This window comes from Paraburkholderia phytofirmans OLGA172 (genome assembly GCF_001634365.1).
Classification (GTDB): Bacteria; Pseudomonadota; Gammaproteobacteria; order Burkholderiales; family Burkholderiaceae; genus Paraburkholderia.
The window spans coordinates 2,046,208-2,071,226 of record NZ_CP014578.1; the positions used below are offsets into that span (position 1 = coordinate 2,046,208).

21 protein-coding genes and 1 pseudogene are annotated in these 25,019 nt (G+C 62.0%); 16 read left to right on the top strand and 6 right to left on the bottom strand.

The features are described 5' to 3' along the window. Window positions 1–38: 38 nt before the first annotated feature. Window positions 39–971: a LysR substrate-binding domain-containing protein gene (locus AYM40_RS08785; protein WP_063495878.1), complete on the bottom strand. Its 933-nt coding sequence runs from the start codon at window positions 969–971 to the stop codon at window positions 39–41. A gap of 251 nt (window positions 972–1,222) precedes the next feature. On the opposite strand from AYM40_RS08785, the gene AYM40_RS08790 reads away from it, so the two are divergent. The 4 genes from AYM40_RS08790 (at window position 1,223) to AYM40_RS08805 (ending at window position 6,110) form a co-directional block, all read left to right on the top strand. Beyond that, window positions 1,223–2,824, top strand: coding sequence for an ABC transporter ATP-binding protein (locus AYM40_RS08790; RefSeq protein WP_063495879.1), 1,602 nt, complete (start codon window positions 1,223–1,225; stop codon window positions 2,822–2,824). A gap of 69 nt (window positions 2,825–2,893) precedes the next feature. Then, entirely contained in the window at window positions 2,894–4,000 is a 1,107-nt protein-coding gene (locus tag AYM40_RS08795) for an ABC transporter permease (protein WP_063495880.1), read from the top strand. An 18-nt stretch (window positions 4,001–4,018) separates the two neighbouring features. Further along, a complete protein-coding gene (locus AYM40_RS08800) occupies window positions 4,019–4,948 on the top strand; it encodes an ABC transporter permease (RefSeq protein WP_063495881.1) in 930 nt (309 codons plus the stop codon). 67 nt (window positions 4,949–5,015) lie between these two features. Beyond that, on the top strand, window positions 5,016–6,110 hold the full coding sequence (locus tag AYM40_RS08805; protein ID WP_063495882.1) for a BMP family ABC transporter substrate-binding protein: 1,095 nt from the start codon (window positions 5,016–5,018) through the stop codon (window positions 6,108–6,110). Window positions 6,111–6,334: 224 nt separating this feature from the next. Here AYM40_RS08805 and AYM40_RS08810 read toward each other — a convergent pair whose 3' ends face one another. Further along, window positions 6,335–6,541, bottom strand: coding sequence for a dodecin (locus tag AYM40_RS08810; protein WP_063495883.1), 207 nt, complete (start codon window positions 6,539–6,541; stop codon window positions 6,335–6,337). A gap of 213 nt (window positions 6,542–6,754) precedes the next feature. Between AYM40_RS08810 and AYM40_RS08815 the strand changes: the two genes are divergently transcribed. The 4 genes and pseudogenes from AYM40_RS08815 (at window position 6,755) to AYM40_RS08825 (ending at window position 10,622) form a co-directional block, all read left to right on the top strand. Then, window positions 6,755–7,768 carry an NAD(P)-dependent oxidoreductase gene (locus tag AYM40_RS08815; protein WP_236720943.1) on the top strand — a complete coding sequence of 338 codons (1,014 nt, stop codon included), beginning with the start codon at window positions 6,755–6,757 and terminating at the stop codon, window positions 7,766–7,768. Window positions 7,769–7,902: 134 nt separating this feature from the next. Beyond that, window positions 7,903–9,495, top strand: coding sequence for an ABC-F family ATPase (locus AYM40_RS08820; RefSeq protein WP_063495885.1), 1,593 nt, complete (start codon window positions 7,903–7,905; stop codon window positions 9,493–9,495). 202 nt (window positions 9,496–9,697) lie between these two features. Then, window positions 9,698–9,832: pseudogene (locus AYM40_RS40115) on the top strand (nitronate monooxygenase); the annotation flags it as partial. Between the two features lie 133 nt (window positions 9,833–9,965). Next, complete coding sequence (locus tag AYM40_RS08825; protein ID WP_063495886.1) at window positions 9,966–10,622, top strand: OmpW/AlkL family protein; 657 nt, start codon at window positions 9,966–9,968, stop codon at window positions 10,620–10,622. A 136-nt stretch (window positions 10,623–10,758) separates the two neighbouring features. On the opposite strand, the gene AYM40_RS08830 is transcribed toward AYM40_RS08825, so the two are convergent. Further along, window positions 10,759–10,962, bottom strand: a complete 204-nt coding sequence (locus tag AYM40_RS08830) for a DUF1289 domain-containing protein (RefSeq protein WP_063495887.1) — start codon at window positions 10,960–10,962, stop codon at window positions 10,759–10,761. Window positions 10,963–11,434: 472 nt separating this feature from the next. Here AYM40_RS08830 and AYM40_RS08835 point away from each other — a divergent pair, with 472 nt between their 5' ends. The 7 genes from AYM40_RS08835 to AYM40_RS08865 all read left to right on the top strand — a co-directional run bounded on the left by AYM40_RS08835 (window position 11,435) and on the right by AYM40_RS08865 (window position 18,692). Continuing rightward, window positions 11,435–12,535, top strand: a complete 1,101-nt coding sequence (locus tag AYM40_RS08835; RefSeq protein ID WP_063495888.1) for a polyamine ABC transporter substrate-binding protein — start codon at window positions 11,435–11,437, stop codon at window positions 12,533–12,535. Window positions 12,536–12,627: 92 nt separating this feature from the next. Further along, a complete protein-coding gene (locus AYM40_RS08840) occupies window positions 12,628–13,794 on the top strand; it encodes an ABC transporter ATP-binding protein (protein ID WP_063495889.1) in 1,167 nt (388 codons plus the stop codon). Beyond that, window positions 13,791–14,720, top strand: a complete 930-nt coding sequence (locus AYM40_RS08845; RefSeq protein WP_063495890.1) for an ABC transporter permease subunit — start codon at window positions 13,791–13,793, stop codon at window positions 14,718–14,720. The genes AYM40_RS08840 and AYM40_RS08845 overlap by 4 nt, the downstream gene beginning before the upstream one ends. Next, a complete protein-coding gene (locus AYM40_RS08850) occupies window positions 14,720–15,538 on the top strand; it encodes an ABC transporter permease subunit (protein ID WP_063495891.1) in 819 nt (272 codons plus the stop codon). Before AYM40_RS08845 ends, AYM40_RS08850 begins: the two co-directional genes overlap by 1 nt. Before the next feature lie 246 nt (window positions 15,539–15,784). Next, window positions 15,785–17,191 carry a selenium-binding protein SBP56-related protein gene (locus AYM40_RS08855; RefSeq protein WP_063495892.1) on the top strand — a complete coding sequence of 469 codons (1,407 nt, stop codon included), beginning with the start codon at window positions 15,785–15,787 and terminating at the stop codon, window positions 17,189–17,191. Beyond that, window positions 17,188–17,874 (top strand): hypothetical protein, encoded by a 687-nt coding sequence (locus AYM40_RS08860; RefSeq protein ID WP_063495893.1) that lies wholly within the window; start codon window positions 17,188–17,190, stop codon window positions 17,872–17,874. Before AYM40_RS08855 ends, AYM40_RS08860 begins: the two co-directional genes overlap by 4 nt. A gap of 128 nt (window positions 17,875–18,002) precedes the next feature. Continuing rightward, window positions 18,003–18,692, top strand: a complete 690-nt coding sequence (locus tag AYM40_RS08865; protein WP_063495894.1) for a TetR family transcriptional regulator — start codon at window positions 18,003–18,005, stop codon at window positions 18,690–18,692. A gap of 121 nt (window positions 18,693–18,813) precedes the next feature. On the opposite strand, the gene AYM40_RS08870 is transcribed toward AYM40_RS08865, so the two are convergent. The 3 genes from AYM40_RS08870 to AYM40_RS08880 form a co-directional block, all read right to left on the bottom strand. Next, window positions 18,814–19,998 carry a tetratricopeptide repeat protein gene (locus AYM40_RS08870; RefSeq protein ID WP_063495895.1) on the bottom strand — a complete coding sequence of 395 codons (1,185 nt, stop codon included), beginning with the start codon at window positions 19,996–19,998 and terminating at the stop codon, window positions 18,814–18,816. A 175-nt stretch (window positions 19,999–20,173) separates the two neighbouring features. Next, complete coding sequence (locus AYM40_RS08875) at window positions 20,174–20,854, bottom strand: PspA/IM30 family protein (protein WP_063495896.1); 681 nt, start codon at window positions 20,852–20,854, stop codon at window positions 20,174–20,176. Between the two features lie 469 nt (window positions 20,855–21,323). Beyond that, entirely contained in the window at window positions 21,324–21,938 is a 615-nt protein-coding gene (locus AYM40_RS08880) for a hypothetical protein (protein ID WP_063495897.1), read from the bottom strand. 448 nt (window positions 21,939–22,386) lie between these two features. Here AYM40_RS08880 and AYM40_RS08885 point away from each other — a divergent pair, with 448 nt between their 5' ends. Continuing rightward, complete coding sequence (locus AYM40_RS08885) at window positions 22,387–24,888, top strand: penicillin-binding protein 1A (RefSeq protein WP_063495898.1); 2,502 nt, start codon at window positions 22,387–22,389, stop codon at window positions 24,886–24,888. The last annotated feature ends 131 nt before the right edge of the window (window positions 24,889–25,019 follow it).

Genomic DNA, 25,019 nt, shown 5'->3' on the forward strand with positions numbered 1-25,019 from the left:
CCACGCAGACTGGATGCCGATAGAACGCAGAGCAAAGATCAGGGCTTATCGATCAGCGTCTTGGTCGCCTCGGCAACCAGACTGCGCAGCCAGCGCACTTCGTCGGAATAATGCACGCGCTCGTGCCACAACTGGTAGTACTGCATCGGCGGGAAATCGAGCGGGGCGGGCACCACGGTCAGCGGCAGGAACTTGGCGTAGTAGTCGGCAAACAGGCGCGTCGTCGTGAAGATCAGATCGGATTTGATCAGCACGTAAGGCGCCAGATTGAAGTACGGCAACGTGACGACCACGTGACGCTTTAACCGCTCGCGCGCGAGATGCACGTCGATCGCACCCCGTTGGCCCACCGAGTAAGGAGTAGGCGCAAGATGCGGCGCATTCAGGTACTGGTCGAGCGTCAACCCGCCGCGTTTGGCGAACGGATGCACATTGCTCATCAGGCAGACGATCTGATCGACGAACAGATTAGACAGGTGCAATTGCTCCGGCGGCTCCGGCCAGTTGCCGACCACGATGTCGAGCTTGCCGTCCTCGAGCGCGAGTTCGTAGTCGAACGCCGGCCCGAGCGAGTGAAATTCAAGCGTCGCATTCGGCGCGGCCTGACGAAAGCGCTCCACCACCGTCGGCACGAACAGCACGTTCAGGTAGTCCGGGCAGCCGATCCGGTAGCAACGGATCGACGTGGCCGGATCGAAGTTGTGCTGCTGGAACTTGATGCGTTCGATCTCGCGCAGCGCGTTTTGCACCGGTTCGAGCAGGCGCAGGCCGTACTCGGTCGGCACCATGCCGGATTTGCCGCGCACCAGCAGCGGGTCGCCAGTGATGTCGCGCAAACGGCGCAGCGCCGCGCTGATGGCGGGTTGCGATTGATTCAGTTTGACGGCCGCGCGCGTGACGCTGCGTTCCATCAACAGGGTGTGCAAGACGCGTAGTAGGTACGTATCGATCGCCTCGCGTTGCTGACTCATGACTTCTCCGAAATATATGTTCTGGCTGATCGAGCGGGCGTGGGTGTATATGGCTTTTAATATGAACACAAAACCACGTCAAGAGTGGGATACCCGCAGAGCACGCTGCGGCGGGGGTTTGCGGGGAATTTTGACGGCTCGACTGAGTGGGTCGATTTAGGTATTGTCATCCGGTTGTGGTGACGGATCGCTTGCTGACGGGGCGGGCGGACGCGCCGTGACCGGCAGTCTCTGACGTACTACGGAATCACATGAGCGACTCTTCTTATAGCGACGGCGCCGCCGCGCAGCCGGCAAACAGGCCGGAACAGGCGGCGCCCAGGTTGATGCTTCAGGGCATCACCAAACAATATCCGGCCGTGCGTGCCAACGACGACGTCACATTGATCGTCGCGCCGGGTGAAATCCACGCTGTGCTCGGCGAAAACGGTGCCGGCAAAAGCACGCTGATGAAAATCATCTACGGCGCGGTGCGGCCCGACGCTGGCGAGATCCGCTGGGAAGGCCAGCCGGTCGAGATCGCGAGCCCGGCGGCGGCGCGCAAGCTCGGCATCGGCATGGTGTTCCAGCATTTTTCGCTGTTCGAGACGCTCACGGTCGGCGAAAACATCGCGCTTGCGCTCGACGAACCGTTCGATCTGAAGACGCTTTCGAGGCGTATCCGCGAAGTCTCCGCCGACTATGGCCTCGACATCGACCCGCAACGTCACGTGCACAGCCTGACGGTGGGCGAGCGGCAACGCGTCGAAATCGTGCGTTGCCTGCTGCAGAACCCGCGTCTCCTGATCATGGACGAACCGACTTCGGTGCTCACGCCGCAAGCGGTCCGCAAGCTCTTCGAGACGCTCCGGCGTCTCGCGGCAGAAGGTTGCAGCATCCTCTACATCAGCCACAAGCTCGACGAAATCCAGGAACTGTGCGATACCGCCACGGTGATGCGCGGCGGCCGTGTGACCGGTCACGTGACGCCGAAAGAAGAGACGCATGCGTCGCTCGCGCAGTTGATGGTCGGCCATTCGCTGCCGGATTACACGCGCCGTGAACACACGCCGGGCGCCGTGCTGCTCGACGTGAAGCAGTTGTCGGTGGAAAGCGACGACCCCTTCGGCACCTCGCTCAATAACGTGTCGTTCGGCGTGCATGCCGGCGAGATCTTCGGCATTGCGGGTGTGTCGGGCAATGGGCAGGCTGAATTGCTCTCGGCACTGTCGGGTGAAAAGCGCGGCGTGCGCGCCGATGCGGTCACGATTTGCAGCAAGGCCGCAGGGCGCCTCGGCGCAGGCGGCCGGCGCGCGCTCGGTTTCGGTTTTGTGCCGGAAGAGCGTCTCGGCCGAGGCGCAGTGCCGGCAATGACACTGTCGGAAAACGCGCTGCTCACGGCGCATCGTCAGCAGATGGTGAACTCAGGCTGGATCAAGGCGGGCGCGATGCGCGCCTTCGCGAAGCGCTGTATCGAAGCCTTCGACGTCCGTTGCGGCGGCTCGGAAGCGTTGGCGCAAAGTCTCTCTGGCGGCAATCTGCAGAAATACATCATGGGCCGCGAGATCTTGCAGGCGCCTAAGGTGCTGGTGGTCGCACAGCCGACCTGGGGTGTCGACGTCGGCGCGTCAGCGTTTATTCGTCAGCAGTTGCTCGACCTGTCCGCCCGCGGCGTGGCGATTCTGGTGATTTCCGAAGAGCTGGAGGAGTTGTTCGACATCTGCGATCGCATCGCGGTGCTGGCAGGTGGCAGACTCTCGCCGGTGCGTGCCACGGGGGCGACCAACGCCGAGGAAATCGGCCGCTGGATGGCGGGCCTGTTCGGCGACCGCGAGGGCACAGCGCCGTCGGCGGAACAGCCGGCGCATGCCTGATCAGATCGATGCGCGCTCGGCCAACCGATCGACGTTAAACACCAGAACCAGACATAAGCACCCGCTCCCATGATTCTTCCATATCGACTCGAAGCACGCACAACGCCCTCGCGCACGATGCAGCTTGCCGTGCCGCTGATCGCCGCGTTGCTCACGCTCGTGATCGGCTTCCTGATCTTCAGCCTGGTCGGCCGTGATCCGCTCGAAGCCATGCACGCGTTTTTCATCGAACCGCTGTCCAGCGTGAACGGCTGGTCCGAGCTGCTGCTGAAAGCGTCGCCGCTGTGCCTGATCGGCCTCGGTCTCGCGATCGGCTATCGCGCCAACGTCTGGAACATCGGCGCTGAAGGGCAGATGCTGCTCGGCGGCATCGCCGCCAGCGGCGTCGCGATCTATTTCGATCAGGCCACCGGCTGGTGGATTCTGCCGACCATGATGATCGCCGGCGTGCTCGGCGGCATGGCGTGGGCCGCGATTCCCGCGCTCCTGAAAAGCCGTTTCAACACCAACGAGATTCTCGTGAGCCTGATGCTCACGTATGTGGCCACGCAGTTGCTGATCTATCTGGTGAGCGGCCCGTGGCGCGATCCGCAGGGCATGAACTTCCCGCTCTCGGAGATGTTCGGCGGCGATGCGCTGTACCCGACCTTTTCCGGCGACTGGCACTGGAAATGGCTGCGCGGCACGCGGCTGAACGCGTCGGTGTTCATCACGCTGATCGCGATTCCGTGCGTGTGGCTGTTCATGCGCAAGAGCTTCGCGGGCTACCGGATGAACGTCGGCGGTCTCGCGCCGCTCGCCGCGCGCTACGCCGGTTTCTCCGACAAGAAAACCATCTGGACGTCGCTTCTGATCAGCGGCGGTCTGGCGGGCCTCGCCGGGATGGGCGAGATCGCCGGTCCGATCGGCCAGTTGCAGGCAACGTGGTCGCCGGGCTACGGCTTCACCGCGATCATCGTCGTGTTCGTGGGGCGGCTGCATCCGGTCGGCATCGTGCTTGCGAGCTTGCTGATGGCGCTGCTGTACCTCGGCGGCGAAGCGGTGCAGACCTCGATGCAATTGCCGCAGGCGCTCTCCGGCGTGTTCCAGGGGCTGCTGCTGTTCTGCCTGCTGGGTGCCGACCTGTTCGTGAACTATCGCGTGCGCCGGCGCTCCGGCGCCGCGCAAGCCCACTGATTTTCCCGCCGGATCTCCATGGATATTCAACAAGCCAGCGCGCTCACCTCGAGCGCCGTCACCGCCGCAATCCCGCTGATGTTCGCGGGCGCAGGCGAACTCGTCGCCGAGAAGTCGGGCGTTCTCAACCTCGGCGTAGAAGGCATGATGCTGATGGGCGCCGTGAGCGGCTACGCGGTCACCGCCATTACCGGCAACCCGTGGCTCGGCGTGGTCGCCGCGATCGGCGCGGGTCTCGCGATGTCGCTGCTGTTCGCGTTCCTCACGCTGACCATGCTCGCCAACCAGGTCGCCACCGGCCTGTCGCTGACAATCTTCGGCATTGGCTTGTCGGCCTATGTCGGCAAGCCGTATACGTCGGCGGCGGTGCGCGCCACGATCGACACGTGGACCATTCCAGGTCTCTCGAAGATTCCTGTGCTCGGGCCCGCGCTCTTCAGCCTCACGCCGCTCGATTACCTCGCGTTCCTGATGTTCGCGGTGATCTGGTGGTTCCTGTACCGCACGCGTGCGGGCCTCGTGCTGCGCTCGGTCGGCGAATCGCCGCAAGTGGCGCATTCGGTCGGCTTTCCGGTGGTCGGCGTGCGTTACGGCGCGGTGGCCTTCGGCGGCGGCATGGCGGGGCTCGCAGGCGGTTATTACTCGATCGTCAACCTGCACCTGTGGCAGGAGCAGCTCACGTCGGGCCGCGGCTGGATCGCGCTTGCGCTGGTGGTGTTCGCGACCTGGCGTCCTGGGCGTTTGCTGATTGGCGCGCTGCTGTTCGGCGCCGTTACCGGCCTGCAGTTCTACGCGCAGGCCATCGGCGTGCCGGTGCCGACGCAGTTTCTCGCGATGCTGCCATACGTCGCGACCGTCGTCGTGCTCGTACTGATTTCGCGCAACCCGAATACGATTCGTCTGAACGCACCCGCGTCGCTGGGCAAGCCGTTTTTCTCGGCGGGTTGACACGCTTGCCGTTTCATATGACCGGCCACACGTTTCAAATCAATTGACAAACACGACAGGAGAAAACATGAAGAGAAGAAATCTGCTGACCGCTTTCGCTTGGGGCGCGGCCGCGCTGGCGCTTGCGGCACCGCTCGCCCAAACCGCGCAGGCGGCCGATGCGCCGGGCGTCGCGTTCGTCTACCTCGGCAATCCGGGCGATGCCGGCTGGACCTTCGCGCACGATCAGGGTTCGAAGGAAGTCGAAGCGAAGTTCGGCAACAAGATCAAGATCACCCGCATCGAGAACGTGCCGGAATCGGCCGACTCGGAACGTGTGTTCCGCGATCTGGCGAACAAGGGCAACAAGATCATCATCGGTTCGAGCTTCGGCTATCAGGACTTCGAGCTGAAGGTCGCGAAGGACTTCCCTGATACGGTGTTCCTGCACGCAACCGGCTACAAGAAGGCGCCGAACTTCGGCACCTATGACGTGCGCATGTACCAGGGAGCGTACCTGGCCGGCGTTGCCGCGGGCTATGTGACGAAGACCAACACGCTCGGCTTCGTCGCATCGGTGCCGATTCCTGAAGTGATCCGCAACATCAACGCGTACACGCTCGGCGCGCGTTCGGTGAATCCGAAGATTCACACCAAGGTCATCTGGATCAACAGCTGGTTCGATCCGGGCAAGGAAAAGCAGGCTGCCGAAACGCTGATCGGCCAGGGCGCCGACGTGCTGCTGCAAAACACCGATTCGAGCGCGACACTCGCGACCGCATCGGAAAAGCACGTGCATGCGTTTGGCTGGGATTCGGACATGAAGAAGTTCGGTCCTGAGGCGCACCTCGGTTCGGTGGTCGCGCACTGGGGCGTGTATTACAACGCGGCTATTCAGCAGGTGCTGGATGGCAAGTGGAAGAACGACCCGGTGTGGTGGGGCATTCCGCAGAAGGCCGTCAATCTTGAAGACCTGAACACGTCGGCGATTCCGGCTGACGCGCAGAAGCAGGTCGCGGCGAAGCGCGATGAACTGGCCGGCGGCAAGTGGGACGTGTTTACCGGCCCGATCAAGGATCAGTCCGGCGCGGTGAAGGTGCCGGCAGGCAAGACGCTCGCCGATTCGGAACTGCAACGCCTGAACTGGTACGTGGAAGGCGTGGACGGCTCGCTGCCGAAGTAAGCCGGCTTTTGCGGTTATCGCGAGCGGATTTAGCAGCTGTTGGTCGGATCGCAAATGACCGGTTCACAAATGACCGGTTCACAAATGACCGGGTCGCGAGTGACCGGGTCGCGATCGACCAGGCTGCGGTCTCAGCAACCGCTGCTTTAAGGCGCTGCGTCCACCACGGACGCAGCTTTCTTTTTTGCTTCAGATTATGTGTTGACGATGTTTCAGGCAAAGCGTTAGTCGATGCGCAGGCCGACCTTGATAGTCACCTGCCAGTAGGCGACCTTGTCGTTTTCGATCTGGCCCCGCGTTTCCGTCACTTCGAACCAGTGCAAATTGTGCAGCGTCTTCGACGCTTTTGTAATCGCCGTGCTGATTGCGTCGTCGATCGATTTGGTCGATGAGCCGGTCAGTTCGATTTGTTTGTAGACGTGTTCTGACATGAACTTCCTCCTTTGACCTTCGTTGGTGTGCAAAAAAAGTATAGGCAATGGATCGCCGTTGACGTCCCCTACGTCTCGCACGTGAGCGAGTCATCCCGCACATCGCGTGCCCGATATGCCGCGGCGAGGCGAGGCCGTTATGATGTCCGCGCGACTCAACTTGAAACCTGACGAGGCTCGAAAGTGGAAATTGGTTTTTGCGGTCCCGGTCTGATGGGCGCGCCGATGATCCGGCATCTGCTGCGTGCGGGGCATACCGTGCATGTCTGGAATCGCACGCGGGCCAAGGCGGAAGCGCTGCTGGCGGACGGCGCCAAGGTGGTCGATACGCCACGCGAGCTGGCCTCGCGGTGCGAGGCGGTGCTGCTGTGCGTCGCGGATGCGGCGGCGGTTGAGGAAACGGTGTTCGGTGCGGAGGGGCTGCTGAGCGTGGATGCCGCTGCGCCGAGGCGCGTGCGCTGGATCGTCGATCACTCGAGCATTCCGCCGGCCGCGACACGCGCGTTCGCGCAGCGCGCGGCGGCGGTGGCTGCAGTTGCGGCGGAAGGCCCGATTGCTGCAACGGGTGAGGGTGGACGAGAGCGAGAATCTGCGGGCACAGGCACAGGCACAGGCACAGGCACAGGCACAGGCACAGGCACAGGCACAGGCACAGGCACAGGCACAGGCACAGGCACAGGCACAGCAAACGTCGGCTGGATTGACGCGCCCGTATCAGGCGGCGTAGCGGGCGCGACGGCGGGCACGCTGGCGATCATGGCGGGCGGCGCCGCGGCGGACGTCGAGGCAGTCACGCCACTCCTCGGCGCGTATTCAGCTCGTGTCACGCGCATGGGCGAGGTCGGCGCGGGGCAAACCACCAAGCTCTGCAATCAGACCATCGTCACCGCAACCCTGGCGGCGATCGCCGAGGCGGTGAGCCTTGCGCAGCGCAGCGGTATCGACGCCTCCAGACTGACGGAAGGCCTTGCCGGCGGCTGGGCCGATTCGGTGTTGCTGCAGATTTTCGTGCCGCGCATGACGCAAAGCGGCCTCGCGCCGATTGGCGCATTCCGCACGTTCCAGAAAGACATCGACACGGTCGCCGCGACGGCGTACGAGACCGGCACGCCGATGCCGGTTTCGTCGACGGTCCAGCAACTGTTGCGACTCGGCGCGGCGATGGGGCTTGGGGAGGCCGATCTGTCGGCTTTCATCGACGTTTTGCAGACGGCGCGCGGCGGCTAGAAGGCACGCGGGAGGCGCGAACGCGACGCGAACAGGGCGTCGAAACGCGCGAGCACAGCGTACGCGCGGGTTGAAGCCTCGATAACCTGCTAAAATATTGGGTTGTTCGCCGATATCACATTAAAGGACGCGCCGTGCTGTCTACCGCCAATATCACCATGCAATTCGGGCCAAAGCCCCTCTTCGAGAACATCTCGGTCAAATTCGGGGAAGGGAACCGGTATGGCCTGATCGGTGCGAACGGCTGCGGCAAGTCCACCTTCATGAAGATCCTGGGCAGCGATCTGGAACCGAGCTCCGGCAACGTGATGCTCGAACCGAACATCCGCCTCGGCAAGCTGCGCCAGGATCAATTCGCCTACGAAGACGTGCGTGTGCTCGACGTCGTGATGATGGGCCACACGGAAATGTGGGCCGCCATGACCGAGCGCGACGCGATCTACGCGAACCCGGACGCCACCGACGACGACTACATGCACGCCGCCGAACTCGAAGCGAAGTTCGCCGAGTACGACGGCTACACCGCCGAAGCGCGCGCGGGCGAGCTGCTGCTCGGCATCGGCATCGCGATCGAAGACCACAACGGCCCGATGAGCAACGTCGCGCCGGGCTGGAAACTGCGCGTGCTGCTCGCGCAGGCGCTGTTCTCGAAGCCGGACGTGCTGCTGCTGGACGAGCCGACCAACAACCTGGACATCAACTCGATCCGTTGGCTGGAAGACGTGCTCAACCAGTACAACTCGACGATGATCATCATCTCGCACGATCGTCACTTTCTGAACCAGGTCTGCACGCACATGGCCGACATGGACTTCGGCACGCTGAAGGTCTATCCCGGCAATTACGACGACTACATGCTGGCCAGCACGCAGGCGCGCGAGCGTCAGCAGAATGCCAACGCCAAGGCGAAGGAGCGCGTCGCCGATCTGCAGGACTTCGTGCGCCGCTTCTCGGCGAACAAGTCGAAGGCGCGTCAGGCTACCAGCCGTCTGAAGATGATCGACAAGATCAAGATCGAGGAATTCAAGCCGTCGTCGCGGCAGAATCCGTTCATCCGCTTCGAGTACGAGAAGAAGCTGCACAACATCGCCGTGGTGGCGGACAAGATCTCGAAGAAGTACGACCGCTCGATCTTCAACGATTTCAGCATTAGCGTGCAGCCGGGCGAGCGGATCGCGATCATCGGCGAGAACGGCGCGGGTAAGACCACGCTGCTGCGCTCGCTGCTCGGCAGAATCACGCTGGATCATGGCGCGGTGAAGTGGGCTGAAAATGCGAACGTCGGTTACATGCCGCAGGATACGTACGAGGAATTCCCGGACGACGTCACGCTGATGGACTGGATCGATGGCTACCGCCAGGAAGGCGACGACGAGCAGATGGTGCGCGGCACGCTCGGCCGTCTGCTGTTCAATGCCGACGACATCCGCAAGTCGGTCAAGGTACTCTCCGGTGGCGAGAAGGGCCGCATGATCTGGGGCAAGCTGATGCTGGGCCGCCACAACGTGATGCTGATGGACGAGCCGACCAACCACATGGACATGGAATCGATCGAATCGCTGCAAATCGCGCTCGATAAGTACGAAGGCACACTGATTTTTGTGTCGCACGACCGTGAGTTCGTGAGCGGCCTCGCGAACCGGATCATCGAAGTGAAGACCGATGGCACGCTGAACGACTTCGGCGGCAACTACGAAGACTTCCTGTTGAGCCAGGGCGTGCAGTAAGCGCTGCTCGTTGCACGGTGTAGCTTCAGGCAAAGCCCGCTTCTTCGAAGCGGGCTTTTTTCATCGTGCGCGACTTGTGCACCGGTTCCAGTTTATCTATACGTGCAGCAGATCCACGGATCCGCAGACCCGCGAGCGTCTCGACGGAAGAACCATAAATCTCACCGTGAAGTGACCAGCATCGAGCAGCCGGACTCAAAAGCTGCTTCCGATCGTGCAAGGCGGTATGGGCGTCGGCATCTCAGCTCACCGGCTGGCGGGCAGCGTTGCCCGCGAGGGCGCACTCGGCACCATCGCGAGTACCGACCTGCGTCAGCATCATCGCGATCTGATCGAACTCCTGCTGACCGGTGCGACGCGACCCTCTGCCGCAGGGCGATGGGCGTTCTCGCTGGGTTGATACGGGTCAACGTGAAGCCTGGCGAGACCTTCGACAATCCCCGCACGCCAACAAACACTCGGGGAAGCACATGAAGCACTCGATCAGGAACACAATCAAGACCGCCGCCGTCGCGTCGTGCCTGCTAGGCGCGGCTGCGCTGGCTCCGCAGGCGCAAGCTGCCGGCGGCGACCAGTTGAACGGCATCCATGCCGGCGACATATTGGTGCGTCTGCGCGCAATCAGCATCATGCCGAACGTGGAGACCAACCAGTCGCTGTCGGCGCTCAACGTGGGCGTCAACAATGCCATCGTGCCGGAGCTGGATCTGACCTACATGATCCGCGATTATCTCGGCGTCGAGCTGATTCTCGGCACGTCGCGCCATCAGTTGACGTCGAACCTCGGCAATCTCGGTGGCGTGAACGTGTTACCGCCCACGCTGCTGCTGCAATATCACTTCAACCACGCTGGGCGTATCCGTCCGTACGTCGGTGCGGGTCTGAACTACACGTTGTTCTATAACAACGGCCTGAACGCAGGTGGTCAGCCGATCTCGATCACCAACCACAGCTTTGGCCCCGCATTGCAGGCCGGCGTGGATGTGCAGGTGACCAAATCGCTGTTCGTCAACGCGGACATCAAGAAGATCTGGATGCATACCGACGCAACACTCGGCGGTCAGTCGCTCGGCCGGCTAAGTATCGATCCGGTGGTGGTTGGTCTGGGTGTCGGTATGCGGTTCTGATTGCCGCGCTTGAGAAGCCGCTCGCGCCATGCAAAAACGCCGGAATTTCCGGCGTTTTTTATTGCAATCTCAATCCCAATCGAGAGACGAGTTTGCCGACAGGAGGGCCGATGCGGCCGGCCGCGGCGCGAGGAGACTACAGCTTGTCGTTCCTGAAACGCATGGCCGTGCCGTCCTGTTCGATACGTATCCATACGGCGCGCTTTTCCTCGTCGCTCAGGAACACCCAGTTGGACACTTCGGTGGCGGTGCGGCCGCAGCCTTTGCAGATTTCGTCGAAAAGCGTGGAACAAACGCCGATACACGGGCTGTCGGGGAGAGCGTGGAGATTCGAAGCCATCGGAAACCTTGGGGCGGAGAAGCGGAGTTCCGCTATGTTAGCCGATGCGGCGATCGCGCCTCGGCGTCGCACTCGCCGTGGCTCAGATGCATGCACGGTCGGCAGCATCCACTGCCGCGTTCGCCCCGCTTCGAGAATGCTTACAAAGCCGCTTCATTGAGACTGCACTCACCCGCACGCGACGGGCCCGCAGCGAACCGGCTTCGGCGAGGCCGCCGTAACTTGACAACGAGATAACACCGAGGCTGCCACTGGTGTTTTTTCAGGTAGACACACGCCAATAACCCGCTAAAATTGCGCCGATTTTGTGGCGGCGCGGCTTACGCTGTACCGTTTGCGCGACAGCTCAGCATTTTTTTTGGTGCGCGCAATAATTAATGGTAGTTTTCGAGTTTTTCAGGGGAGCCGCGTGCGGTGTGACGCGGCGTGGGCGAAGACGTCCGGTTCGGGCCGGTCAGGATTGGAGAACGGAATGAAAAAACGGGTAGTGGTGCAGGTGGCGGCGCTCGTCTTGTGTGCAACACCGTGGTTGACGGCCGCTGCGAAAGATACGCAGCTGAACGTGTATAACTGGTCCGATTACATTGCCAAGGACACCATTCCGAACTTCACCAAGCAGACTGGCGTCCAGGTCAAATACGACAACTACGACAGCGACGACACGCTGCAAGCCAAGCTTCTCACCGGCAATTCGGGCTATGACATCGTCGTGCCGACCAGCAATTACGCCGGCAAGCAGATTGCCGCCGGCATCTTCGCGCCGCTCGACAAATCGAAGCTGCCGAACCTCAAATACCTCGACCCGTCGCTGATGGCCCTCGTGGCCGGCGCCGATCCGGGCAACAAGTTCACGGTACCCTGGGCATACGGCACGACCGGCCTCGGCTACAACGTCACCAAAGCGCAGCAGATCCTCGGCAAGAACGTGCCGCTCGACAGCTGGGACGTCCTCTTCAAGCCGGAAAACATTTCGAAGCTGAAAGCATGCGGCGTGTCCGTGCTCGATGCCCCGGACCAGATGTTCGCCGCCGCGCTGCACTACATCGGCAAGGATCCGATGAGCACGAATCCGGCCGACTACCGCGCCGCGCTCGCGATGATGAAGAAGATCCGTCCGTACATCACGCAGTTCAACTCGTCGGGCTACATCAATGATCTGGTCGGCGGCGACGTGTGCTTCGCGTACGGCTGGTCGGGCGACGTCGTGATCGCCAAGCATCGCGCGATCGAGGCGAAGAAGGCCTACAAGATCGAATACTACGTTCCGAAGGGCGGCGCCCCGGTGTGGTTCGACGTGATGGCGATTCCGAAGGACGCGAAGAACAAGGAAGCCGCGCTCGAGTGGATCAACTACATCGAAACACCGCAGGTCCACGCCGCGATCACCAATGCCGTCTACTACCCGAGCACGAACCTCGAAGCGCGCAAGTACGTGGACAAGGACGTGGCGAACGACCCGGCCGTGTACCCGTCGCCTGAAGTCATCAAGACGCTGTTCCTGTTGAAGCCGCTGCCGCCGGAAATCCAGCGGCTGCAAACGCGGCTGTGGACTGAGTTCAAGTCCGGCCGCTGATCCGCGGCCAGAGTGAACGGGTAAGTATCATCATGAAGCCCTCGGTGTCCACCGGGGGCTTTGTTCGTCAAACGCCGGAGTAAAGCATTGTGATGAGTAGTGACCAGTCGGGCGCGCTGGCAGGGGCCGCCGCACCGTTCCCCGGGCTGAACGCCGAAGCGGGCGATGCCGCAGAGAATTTCGTCCAGATCGTCGACATCGTGAAGAAGTTCGGCGAGACCGCAGCGGTCAAAGGGGTCAACCTGTCGGTGAAAAAGGGCGAGCTATTCGCGCTGCTCGGCAGTTCCGGCTGTGGCAAATCGACCTTGTTGCGCATGCTGGCCGGCCTCGAATCGATCACGTCGGGCAAGATCCTGATCGACGGCGAAGACCTTGCGCAATTGCCGCCTTATCGCCGGCCGGTCAACATGATGTTCCAGTCGTACGCACTGTTTCCGCACATGACGGTCGAGGCCAACGTCGCCTTCGGCCTGAAGCAGGAAGGCGTGCCGAAATCCGAACTGAAAGACCGTGTGCAGAGCGCGCTCGATCTCGTGCAGATGGGCCGCTTTGCGAAGCGCAAGCCGCATCAGCTCTCCGGCGGCCAGCAGCAGCGCGTGGCGCTCGCGCGCTCGCTCGTCAAGCGGCCGAAGCTGTTGTTGCTCGACGAGCCGATGTCCGCGCTCGACAAACAGATCCGTCAGCGCACGCAGATCGAACTGGTCAATATTCTCGACAGGGTCGGCGTGACCTGCATGATGGTGACGCACGACCAGGAAGAGGCGATGACGATGGCGGACCGTCTTGCCGTGATGAGCGAAGGCGAGATCATCCAGCTCGGCACGCCGCATGAAGTCTACGAATATCCGAATTGCCGTTTTTCGGCCGAGTTCATTGGGTCGACCAATCTGTTCGATGGCAACGTCGTCGAAGACGAACCCGATCACGTGTTCATCGAAACCCCCGACCTGCCAGTCCGCCTCTACGTGAGCCACGGCATCACCGGGCCGCTCGGCATGCCGGTGACGATCTCCGTGCGGCCCGAGCGCATCGCGCTCACGCGCAAGCCGCCCGAAGGCGCGTACAACTGGGGCAAGGGCGTCGTGACGAATGTCGCGTACATGGGGGGCTATTCGCTGTATCACGTCAAGCTCGACGCCGGCAAAACGGTGATCGCCAACGTGACGAGCCTTGCCTTGACAGAGATCGACCCGCCCACCTGGGGCGACGAGGTGTATGTGCGCTGGAGCGCATCGGCCGGCGTGGTGCTGACGTCATGAAGCGCGCGATCAGTTCTCTGGCGTCGTGGCCGGTGCGCCGTTTCAATCTGACCGGCCGCACCGCGGTGGTGGCTGGGCCATTCATCTGGCTGCTGCTGTTTTTCCTTGTGCCGTTCCTGCTGGTCGTGAAGATCAGCTTTGCCGATTTGCAGCTCGGCATCCCGCCCTATACGGAACTCACCGCGTATGCGGATGGTGTGATTCACGTCGCGCTAGACCTGTCGCACTATGCGTTTCTGCTGACTGACAGCCTGTATTTCGCGACCTATGTGAATTCTGTGGTGGTCGCGGCGATCTCCACGTTGCTGTGTTTGCTGATCGGTTATCCGATGGCGTACTACATTGCGCGATCGAATCCGGCAAGCCGCAATCTGCTGATGATGGCGGTGATGCTGCCGTTCTGGACGTCGTTTCTGATTCGCGTGTATGCATGGATCGGCATCCTGAAGAATAATGGCTTGCTGAACAACTTTCTGATGTCGGTCGGGCTGATCCACACGCCGATCGAGCTGTATCACACGAACACCGCGGTTTATATCGGCATGGTGTATTCGTACCTGCCATTCCTCGTCATGCCGCTGTATGCACATCTGGTGAAGATGGACATGACGCTGCTGGAAGCCGCCTACGATCTCGGCGCGAAGCCGTGGCGAGCGTTCTGGCAGATCACCTTGCCGCTGTCGAAGAACGGCATCCTTGCCGGTTGTTTGCTGGTGTTCATTCCAGCGGTAGGCGAGTATGTGATTCCGGAATTGCTGGGTGGCGCGAACACGCTGATGATTGGGCGCGTGATGTGGAATGAGTTCTTCGACAATGCCGATTGGCCGATGGCGTCTGCCGTGACGTGCGCAATGGTGTTGTTGTTATTGGTGCCGATGGCGTTTTTCCAGTACGCGCAGGCGAAGGCGATGGAGGAAAGGCGCTGATGAAGCCGAACCGGATTTTTCAGTTCATTGCGTTGGGGATCGGGTTTCTGTTTCTCTACATTCCGATCGTGAGTCTGATTGTGTATTCGTTCAACGAATCGCAACTGGTCACGGTGTGGACGCGGTTTTCTACGCGCTGGTATGCGGCATTGTTGCAGGACGACGAGTTGATCGCGGCTGCGTGGTTGTCGTTGCGGGTGGCGTTGCTGACGGCGTTTGCTTCGGTGATCATCGGTACGTGGGCTGGGTTTGTTCTGGCCCGCATGGGGCGGTTTCGTGGTTTTACGCTCTACACCGGGATGATCAATGCGCCGCTGGTGATTCCCGAGGTGATTCAGGGGATCTCACTGCTGCTGCTGTTCATCGAAATGGCCAAATGGTTGGGATGGCCTGCCGGGCGTGGCATTTTCACGATCTGGATCGGGCACGTGATGTTGTGTATTTCATATGTGGCCATCATCGTCCAGTCGCGTGTGAAGGAGTTGAATCCTTCTCTGGAGGAAGCTGCGCTTGATCTTGGGGCGACGCCGCTTAAGGTGTTTTTCTTTATTACGTTGCCGTTGATTTCGCAGGCTCTGGTTTCTGGGTGGTTGTTGTCGTTTACTTTGTCTATCGACGATCTGGTTTTGTCGGCGTTTCTGTCGGGGCCTGGGTCGACGACGTTGCCGCTGGTTGTTTTCTCCCGTGTTCGGCTTGGATTGAATCCGGAGATGAATGCGTTGGCTACTTTGTTTATTGGCGTTGTGACCGTTGGGGTTGTTTTGGCTAACTATTTTATGCAGCGGGCCGAGAGGAAGAGGGCTGTGATGGCGGTGTAGGTTTTTTGCCGCAAGAAAAACCATCAAACCTTATACCCAATCAGTCGCGTGCGCGGTTTCCGCAGACAGATTAGTCTTGCTTGACTTGCACCCCTTCGGTCTCCTGGCGCGCCGTAAGCGGCACCCCCCTCACTTGCAACGTTGACAAACTGACGAGAATTCCTAATCTGAAAACAGCGCCCGATAAGGTTAATGAATATTTGGACGTCCTGCGCTCCGAACCCCATAGCCAAGGAGAGTCCCGTCATGGGAATGCGCCCAGATCCTACGTTCCACGCATCGCCGAAGCTCGCAATGGATGCGCCAGCGGAAGACTTCGCCTACACGCTGTTACTCAGCCCCGATTTCTCGCAGCCCGACGCGCTCGCCGTCATCGACGTGAAGCCCGGATCGCCGACCTACAGCCAGGTGGTTCACACGGTGCCGGTGCCCAACAAGGGGGACGAATTTCACCACTTCGGATGGAATGCCTGCTCATCGTCACTGTCGCCACTGACCGGTCACGCGTTCCTCGAACGGCGCTATCTGATCATTCCGGGGATGCGCTCCTCGCGCATCTACATCGTGGATACCAAGCCCCATCCGACCCAGGCGCGAATCCACAAAATCATCGAACCAGAGGAAATCTTCCGCAAAACCGGCTACTCGCGTCCGCACACGGTCCATTGCGGGCCTGAAGGCATCTATGTCAGCACGCTCGGTGGCGGCGGTAGGGATGGCACAGACGGCCCCCCGGGCATCTTCATCATGGACTGCCAGACTTTCGATGTCCTCGGCCGCTGGGAGATCGACCGCGGGTTGCAGGAGAAACATTACGATTTCTGGTGGAACCTGCCGCGCGACTACATGGTGTCGAGCGAGTGGGCGTTGCCGCCGCAATTCGAGAACGGGATCGTCCCGGAAGATCTTCTGTCGAACAGGTACGGGCACCGCATCCACTTCTGGGATCTGCGGGCGAGGCGCAACGTGCAGACGATCGACCTCGGCGCGAACCACCAGATGGCGCTCGAAGTGCGGCCTGCGCACGATCCCGGCCGGGAGTACGGCTTCATCGGCGTGGTGGTCGACACGACGAACCTTGAAGGGTCGATCTGGACCTGGTGGCGGGAGGGCGGAACGTTCCACATCGAGAAGACCGCGACCATTCCGCCCGAGCCCGCAGCCACGGAACTGCTTCCGCCGTTGCTTCAGGGATTCGGCGCGGTGCCGCCGCTCGTCACCGATATCGATCTCTCCATCGACGACAAATTCCTGTACGTCGCCTGTTGGGGAACCGGCGAGATGCGCCAGTACGACGTAACGGAACCCCGCAAACCGAAGCTCACGGGATCGGTCCACATCGGCGGGATCGTGCGGCGCACGCCGCATCCGAACGGTAATGCCTTTGCGGGTGGTCCGCAGATGGTCGAGATCAGCCGCGATGGGAAGCGGGTCTACTGGACCAACTCGCTCTACTCGACGTGGGACAACCAGTTCTACCCGGACGGTGTGCCCGCGGCTCAGGTCATGGGCCGGGCTGAACCTGGCGGCGGCCTTGCGCTGGCCGACGACTACTGGGTCGCCTTTCCCGATGGATACCGGGCTCACCAGATCCGGCTCGAAGGCGGTGACTGCTCGACCGATTCGTTCTGCTACCCGTCGGTGGGGATTTGATTGGGGGCGGCTGGCCGCAGACCGGCCTTTGGTTAGCCGTCGTGGCGAGCGGTCTCTATCACGGGCTCAACCCGGCAATGGGCTGGCCGCTTGCCGTTTCGAGCGGGCTGATGGACCGGCGTGCACGGGCGCTGTTCTCCGCACTCTTATATCTCGCGGCGGGACACGTGTTGGCCATGTTCGTGGTGATGGTGCCCTTCGCCATGCTGGCGATCCTGCTCGCCTGGCAGCGCGAGATCCAGATCGGCGCGAGTGTGCTGGTCATCGGCTTTGGTGCCTTCCTTCTGATCTGGCGGCGCCATCCGCGGGTACTCGCGCGGATCCCACCGTCGCGGCTCGCGCTTTGGTCCTTCGCCGTTGCCATCGCGCACGGCGCAGGATTGATGCTGGTACCGATCTACCTCGGCCTTTGCCGGTCCTACGACATGGAACGAGGGCATCAGGCCGCGCGGACCCTGATCGACGCGAATCTGGGCATGGCGCTGCTTGTCTCCGGCGTCCATGCCACCGCGATGATCGTGGTCGGCGGAGTCTTCGCCTGGTTGGTCTACCGCTACCTGGGGTTGAAGTTCGTGTCGCGGAGCTGGTTCAATCTGGATGCAGTCTGGGCATCGAGCCTCATCCTGGTGGGCGCTCTCTCATTGGCGTTCAATGCCGCGGTACTCGGCGGCGAGGGGCGATAGCCAAAAATCCGGGTGTCTACATATGTCTACACCAGCATAACGCGCAGGGTAGACAACTGTACACTTCGCGTCAAGATCGTTTAGAGTACGACTGTTAAACGCGCGAGCCGCGCTCAGGCTGAAATCTCATGAACCCCGTACCTGAAGCGGCGTCCACCGCCGGCCATGGCGCTGTTGCCGGGCAGGACCTCCCGCCCGGCAAGCGCAAACTGATCGAAGCCGCGTTGCGTCTGACCGCGGGCGGGCGCAGCTTTGCAAGCCTGGGCTTGCGCGAACTGGCGCGCGAGGCGGGGCTGAATCCCAACACGTTCTACCGTCATTTCGACACGCTCGACGACCTGGCGCGCGAGGCGGTCGAATCGGTGAGCCGCCGCTTGCGGCCGATGCTGCGGCGCGAGCGCTGGCTGGCCGCGCACGACGAGCCGCAGAGCGTGCCGCGTCGCGCGTGTGTGGCGTTCTTTGCGTTTGCATTGGAGAATCGCGAGGCGTTTCTGAGCGCGCTGGCCGAGTATCACGGCACCTCGCGGGCGCTGCGTGAAGCGGTGCGGGCGAACCTCCACGAGGTGTCGGCGGAAATGGCGGACGACGTCGTGCAACTGGAGCTGATGCCAACGCTTGCCCGCGCAACCGTCGACGAAGTCTGCACGCAGATTGTGCTGCAGCTGTTTCATCTGTCGGCGGAGTATATCGACGCGGATGCCGTGCGCCGGGAGGCACTGGTCGCGTATGCGGAGCGTTTCATCGTCCGGCTGTTCGCGGGGTCGGTGCTGCTTGCGCAACATGAGCCGGTGAGGGCGTCCGCGTCAGCGAGGGCCTAAAGGCAAAGGCAAAGGGAAGGGGAATCGCGGTAAAAAAACAGGCTCCGCGCAGGAGCCTGTTTTCATTGCAGCTTGATGGGTCAGCGTTTGATCGACTGCATCTCAGCCAGCGCTGTGTTTCTCAGGTATCGCTCCAGCCGCCGGAATCGTCGTTACTCCCCATGTCGACGCCACCGCCGTTGTTGTCGCTCCAATCGTTCGAGCCCTGGCCGAAGTCGAGGCCGCCGCCATTGCCGCCGTCGCCGCCGCGGCGACGCGTTTCGTCATCGACAATCACGTCGCGCTCCACGACGCGCTCACGCCCGGAATTCAGCGCCTCGCCAAGCAGCACGCCGGTCAGCAGACCGCCCATGCCGCCGCCGAAACCGCCGCCACCTTGTTGCACGATGACCTGCGGCTGCTGCTGATACAGTCCCTGCTGCGGATAGGGCGCTTGCGGCGGGTTGCCGAAACGCTCGGCCTCCTGCGCATACGGCGACTGCTGCGTGCCGGCGGCCGGCGTGGCATACGGATCGGGCCGTCCCTCGGCGCGGGCGCGCAGGCTGCCGATGCGCTGCTCCAGTTCGTCGAGCTGATACGGCGGCACCGGATTCTTGCTGTTCGACAGCGTTTCGACGAGACCGCGCAACTGGTCTTCGGTCGATTCGACTTCTTTCTCCAGTGCTTCATGACCTTGCGCGGTGGAGAGCTTTACATCGAGCTTCAATGAGCGCACGGCGTTGAGCATCTCGGTCGCGCGCTTGAGCTGCACGCGACGATCGTCGTCGGCACGCGAATCGTCTTGCGAGCGGGCGCGGCGCAGTGTCCAGCGCAACACCAGCGCGATCACGCCAAACAGGAGAATGATGCCGACCCACATGCCGATGCCAGGACCATGCCGTTGCGGCGTTTGCGGCACCATTGCCGACTGCTGCTGCATTGCCGGCGAATTCTGCTGCACGAACGGGTTGGCCGCGCGGCTTGTGGTGTTGCCGCCGGCACGTTCCGCGTCCTTGCGGATACGTGCTTCGGTTTGCGCGAAACGGCTCGGGTCGGTGAAGCGGATTTGCGGGTCGAGCGTCTTGGCCTGTTGCACCTGGGCGAGGGCGTCGGCATAACGGCCTTCGCGATCGAGCACCTGGCTGTACAGATAGTGCGCGTGCGCATTGTTCGGATGCGCCTGCAGCACTTCGCTCAAACCGGCATCGGCCTGCTGCCAGTTGCCTTGCGACATGGCGGATTCGATCTGCTGCGCCGTCGGCACAGCGAACGCCGCGGCCGATACGAACAGCAGTGAGGCGAACGCGCTAGCGAGAAATTTTTTCATTTACGGACCGGGTGCGATGCACCCGTCTCCTTCAGTCGATTCCGGCGGCCGGCGTTCCGGCGACCGGCGCTCCGGTAGTCGGCATTCCGGTGGCCGGCATTCCGGTGGCCGGCATTCCGGTGGCCGGCATTCCGGCTGCGCCAGTCATGGCAGCCGGTATGCACTGCCGGTGCAATTACTGAGCCTGCGTGTTGATCTGCTTCTTCAACGCTTCGAGACGATCCTCAACGGACGGGCCGCGGTTCAGATCCGCGAGCTTGTCGTCGAGTGCCTTGCCGCTCTTCACGTCGGCCGAATTCAGGCGCGCGTCGGAACGGGCATTCGACAACGCAACCTTATCTTCCAGCCTCTGGAAATCTTCGGACAGATTCTTGCCGCCGATACCGCCCAACGCGGTGGCTGCAACATCTTTGGCCTGAGCGATCTGCTGCTTGGCTTGCAGAATGTTCGAGCGCGCGTTCAGGTCGTTGCGACGGGCACGCATGTCGTCGATCTGGCTTTTCAACTGCGCAACCGACGGCTCGAGCGTGGTCAGTTCCTTCGCCAATGCATCGCGCTCGGCTTCGGCTGTGGCTTGTGCGCCGAGGGCTTCGCGCGCGAGCGCTTCGTCGCCGGATTGCAGCGCGCGTTTCGCGCCGTCTTCGTATTTCTTTGCCTTGTCGGCGGCAACATCGCGCTTGCTTTGCTGCGTGGCGACTTGCGCCTGAATCTCGATCAGCGAGTTCTCGGCTTTAGCGATGCTCTCGTCGAGTTCACGCACGATCTGGCGCGAATCGCGCGACGGGTCTTGCACGGAATCGGCTGCGTCGTTCAGTAGACCTTTAAGCGTGCGCGAAATGCTGTCAAAAAGCGACATGAAAACCTCCAATGAATGAAATCGGCGCTGAATAGTCCCACGCGCTTTAACTGCCTTCGAACGCTAGTTTACGCTGCTGCGCGTGAAGCGGCGCAACGTTCGGACCGGAGTTCGGGGCACACTTGTCAATTGCAATAGTGGCGCTTTAAATTTACGTTTTGAAACCGGATTGCAAACAGCCTCAGCGGTTAAAGCATGTGGCGGCTCATTCAGCCGCCCGGATATTACACCACGTGTTCTCTTAAAACCGACTTAAAGGGCGCGATGACACAATCGCCAAACTTTGCGCATGGCGGGTGTCCGTGCGGCACACATCCGCACGGCGAGTGTCCGCATGGCGGATGTCGCGGATGTCGCGGATGGGACGAGGCGTAGCGTGTGAGCGGCGTGCGTGCGTTTTGGCACTACCGCGTCGATTCGCGCGAGGCGGGTCTGCTCGCCCGGGCAACTTCCAATTCAGGCGACGAATTCAGGCGAAGCGGCCGCCTTCCGTGCTTGGATCGCTTTGCGGATCGTCATCGTCCCGCGTGGCGTCGAGGCGCGGGCGCTTGAGCACGTTGCGCAACGGCGCGTCCACGCCGTCCGGTTTCTGCGCGGAGTCGGCAATGGACGCCGCTTTGGCAGCGGCGACACGCGCCACGGCTTCGGCTGCCGCAGCGGCTTCTATTTCCTCTGCGGTGGCGGTCAGGGCGGCCAATACACCGGCCGGCAGCAATGGTGCTGGGCTTGCGCCCGCGGGTGTGCCCAACAATTCATCCGCATGCGAGGCGGCCGCGCTTTCCGCTGGTGCAGCGGATTCGCTGTCACCGTGGGTTTGCAAGGCCGGCGGGAGCGCTGCCCGTGCATGGCGGGTGCCGCGCGCGACACGCTGCAGCGCCGCGTCGAGCGCGTCCGGCGCGCGCGGCGCACGCAACCGGTCGACGATACTGGCCGCCTTTACCTGCTCGCTGGTGGCGCCGAAGCTCAACACCGCGCGCCGCATCAATTCGCTGACGCTAATGCCCAGGTTTTCGGCGGTGGCGGCGATCGCGCGTTTTTGCGCGGTCGTGACAAATACGACGATGCGTTCGCTGGGCTTGTTCATGGTCGGCTCGCACACTTGTTTGTTGGCATTGGCGGGTCAAGGCGTGTATTTGGCGTTCGCCGCCGCGCGCGCCGGTGACGACTCGCGCGACGAGTCCATCATATGACGAGTTGCACCGATGCGGAACGGGCGCAACATGAAAATCCCGTGACATCAATGAGTTGTAGCGTTTGCGGCAGGCTTGTCCACAGGCCTTTCAACATTTTCTGTTGATAACCCTGGCCGGCGGCGCCGGGCGCTGGTCTGACTGCCGCGATCTACTGTCGAGACGCCGCGCGAAGGGAATTCTTACAAAAAAACTATCTTGGACGACGCTTGATTTCTTTAAAATGCGCTGTTACGTTGCGCCGGACGATGCCTCAGGCGTGCCGTGCGGCCGCCCGGGGGGCGTAGGGCCGCGCGGTGTTTTGCGCCTCATGCGTTCAGTGACACGCCCACTATTCCAGTCATGCCAATCATCAAACGACCGCATTCTTCCAATTCTCCGGCTGGCGACGACCGGGATTCCCACCACCGAACTCCAGGACGCAACGCTGCTTCGCGCGACGCTGAGGCCGGCCGCCGTTCGATCGGTGCGAGCATCACCCTCTGGTTTGTCAGTCTGCTGGCGACTATCGCCGTGGTGGGTGCGCTGATCGTCGGTTACGCGCTCGTGGTGATGGGGCCGCAACTGCCGTCGCTCGATGCACTGACCGACTATCGCCCGAAAGTGCCGTTGCGGGTGTACACCGCGGATCACGTGCTGATCGGCGAGTTCGGCGAAGAACGGCGCAGCATCGTGCGCTTCCAGGACATTCCGGATCAAATGAAGAAGGCGGTGCTCGCGATCGAAGACTATCGCTTCTACGAGCACGGCGGCGTCGACTTCGTCGGCATTTTGCGTGCGGGTGTTTCCGACCTGACGCATGGGGGCGCCTCTCAGGGCGCGAGCACGATCACGATGCAGGTCGCGCGCAACTTCTTCCTCTCGAGCGAGAAGACCTATACGCGCAAGATTTACGAAATGATGCTGGCGTACAAGATCGAGCGCGCGCTGACCAAGGATCAGATCCTCGAGGTCTACATGAACCAGATTTATCTGGGCGAGCGCTCGTACGGGTTTGCCGCGGCCGCGCGCGTGTATTTCGGCAAGGATCTGAAAGACATCACGTTGGCTGAAGCCGCGATGCTGGCGGGTTTGCCGAAGGCGCCGTCCGCATATAACCCGGTGGTCAATCCGAAGCGCGCGAAGATCCGTCAGGAATACATTCTGAAGCGCATGCTCGAGCTGAAATACATCAGCCAGGATCAGTACGACCAGGCCGTCAAGGAAGAGATTCACACGAAGAATCCCGGCAACGAATACAACGTGCATGCCGAGTACATCGCCGAAATGGTTCGCCAGATGATGTACGCGCAGTACAAGGACGAAATCTATACGCGCGGCCTGAACGTCACCACCACGATCGATTCCGCCGATCAGGACGCCGCCTATCGCGCGGTGCGCAAGGGCGTGATGGATTACGAACGGCGCCACGGCTACCGCGGACCGGAAGGCTTCGTGCAACTGCCCGCACCGGGCGACGACCGCGATCAGACCATCGACGACGCACTTACCGATCACCCCGACAACGTCGAACTCATCGCCGCCGTGGTGACGGACGCGAATCCGAAACAGGTGAAAGCGCAACTGGTCGACGGCACCGAAGTGACGATCAGCGGTGACGGCCTGCGTTTTGCAGCGGGCGCGCTCTCCGCACGCGCGGCGGCTGCCGCGAAGATCAAGCCGGGCTCGATCGTGCGCCTCGTCGCCGACGACAACGGCAACTGGCAGATCACCCAGCTTCCGCAAGTGGAAGGCGCGCTGGTTTCGCTCACGCCGCAGGACGGCGCGATTCGCGCATTGGTGGGCGGCTTCGACTTCAACAAGAACAAGTTCAACCACATCACGCAGGCGTGGCGCCAGCCGGGCTCGAGCTTCAAGCCGTTCATCTATTCGGCGGCGCTCGACAAGGGGCTCGGACCGGCCACGATCATCAATGACGCGCCGCTGTACTTCCCGCCGAGCACGCCGGGCGGCGACGCATGGGAGCCGAAGGACGACGACCAGCCGGACGGTCCGATGCCGATGCGTCTCGCGCTGGAGAAGTCGAAGAACCTGGTGTCGATCCGCATCTTGTCGTTCATCGGCACCAGGTACGCGCAAGATTTTGTTACGCAGCGTTTTGGTTTCGACGCCGACAAGACCCCGCCGTATCTGCCGATGGCGCTCGGTGCGGGCCTCGTCACGCCGTTGCAATCGGCGGGCGCATACTCGGTGTTCGCGAACGGCGGCTACCGCATCAATCCGTATCTGATCAGCGAGGTGACGGATGCGCGCGGCGAGCCGCTCTCGAAAGCGCAGCCGCTGACCGCCGGCCGCGATGCGCCGCGCACGCTCGAACCGCGTAACGCCTACGTCATGAACAGCCTGCTGCATTCGGTGGCCACGGCCGGCACGGGCGCGGGCACCAACGTGCTGCATCGTTCGGATTTGCAGGGCAAGACGGGTACCACCAACGACGCAAAGGACGGCTGGTTCGCCGGTTATCAGCAATCGCTGGTGGCGGTGGCGTGGATGGGTTACGACCAGCCGAAGAGCCTCGGCAGCCGCGAGTTCGGTGCACAGCTCGCGTTGCCGATCTGGGTCGAGTACATGCAGCGCGCGCTGCGCGGCGTGCCGGAAGGCGAGCCGGCGCAGCCCGACGGTGTGACCTCGGTCGACGGCGAATTGTTCTACACGGACATGACGCCGGGCAATGGTTTCGTGGCCAGTATCGGTCTCGATTCGGCGAATCCCACCGCTGGTGTGAGCGACGCGGTCGGTGGCGTGGGGCCGGCGGGTATGACGCCTCCGGCGGTGCCGCCGCCGAGCGTCTCGTCGAATGAAAAGAAGCAGATCATGGATCTGTTCGAGTCGAACAAGCCTTGATGTCCCGTAGATTTTCTGGCGCAACTCGGGCGAGCCCTCTGAGCAGATTTTGTGCCCGCCCTCCGCAGTGTGTTGTAATCAGGCCTGCCGTGCTTTTATATTGGGTCACATACGGACGCCCGAGGACGCTC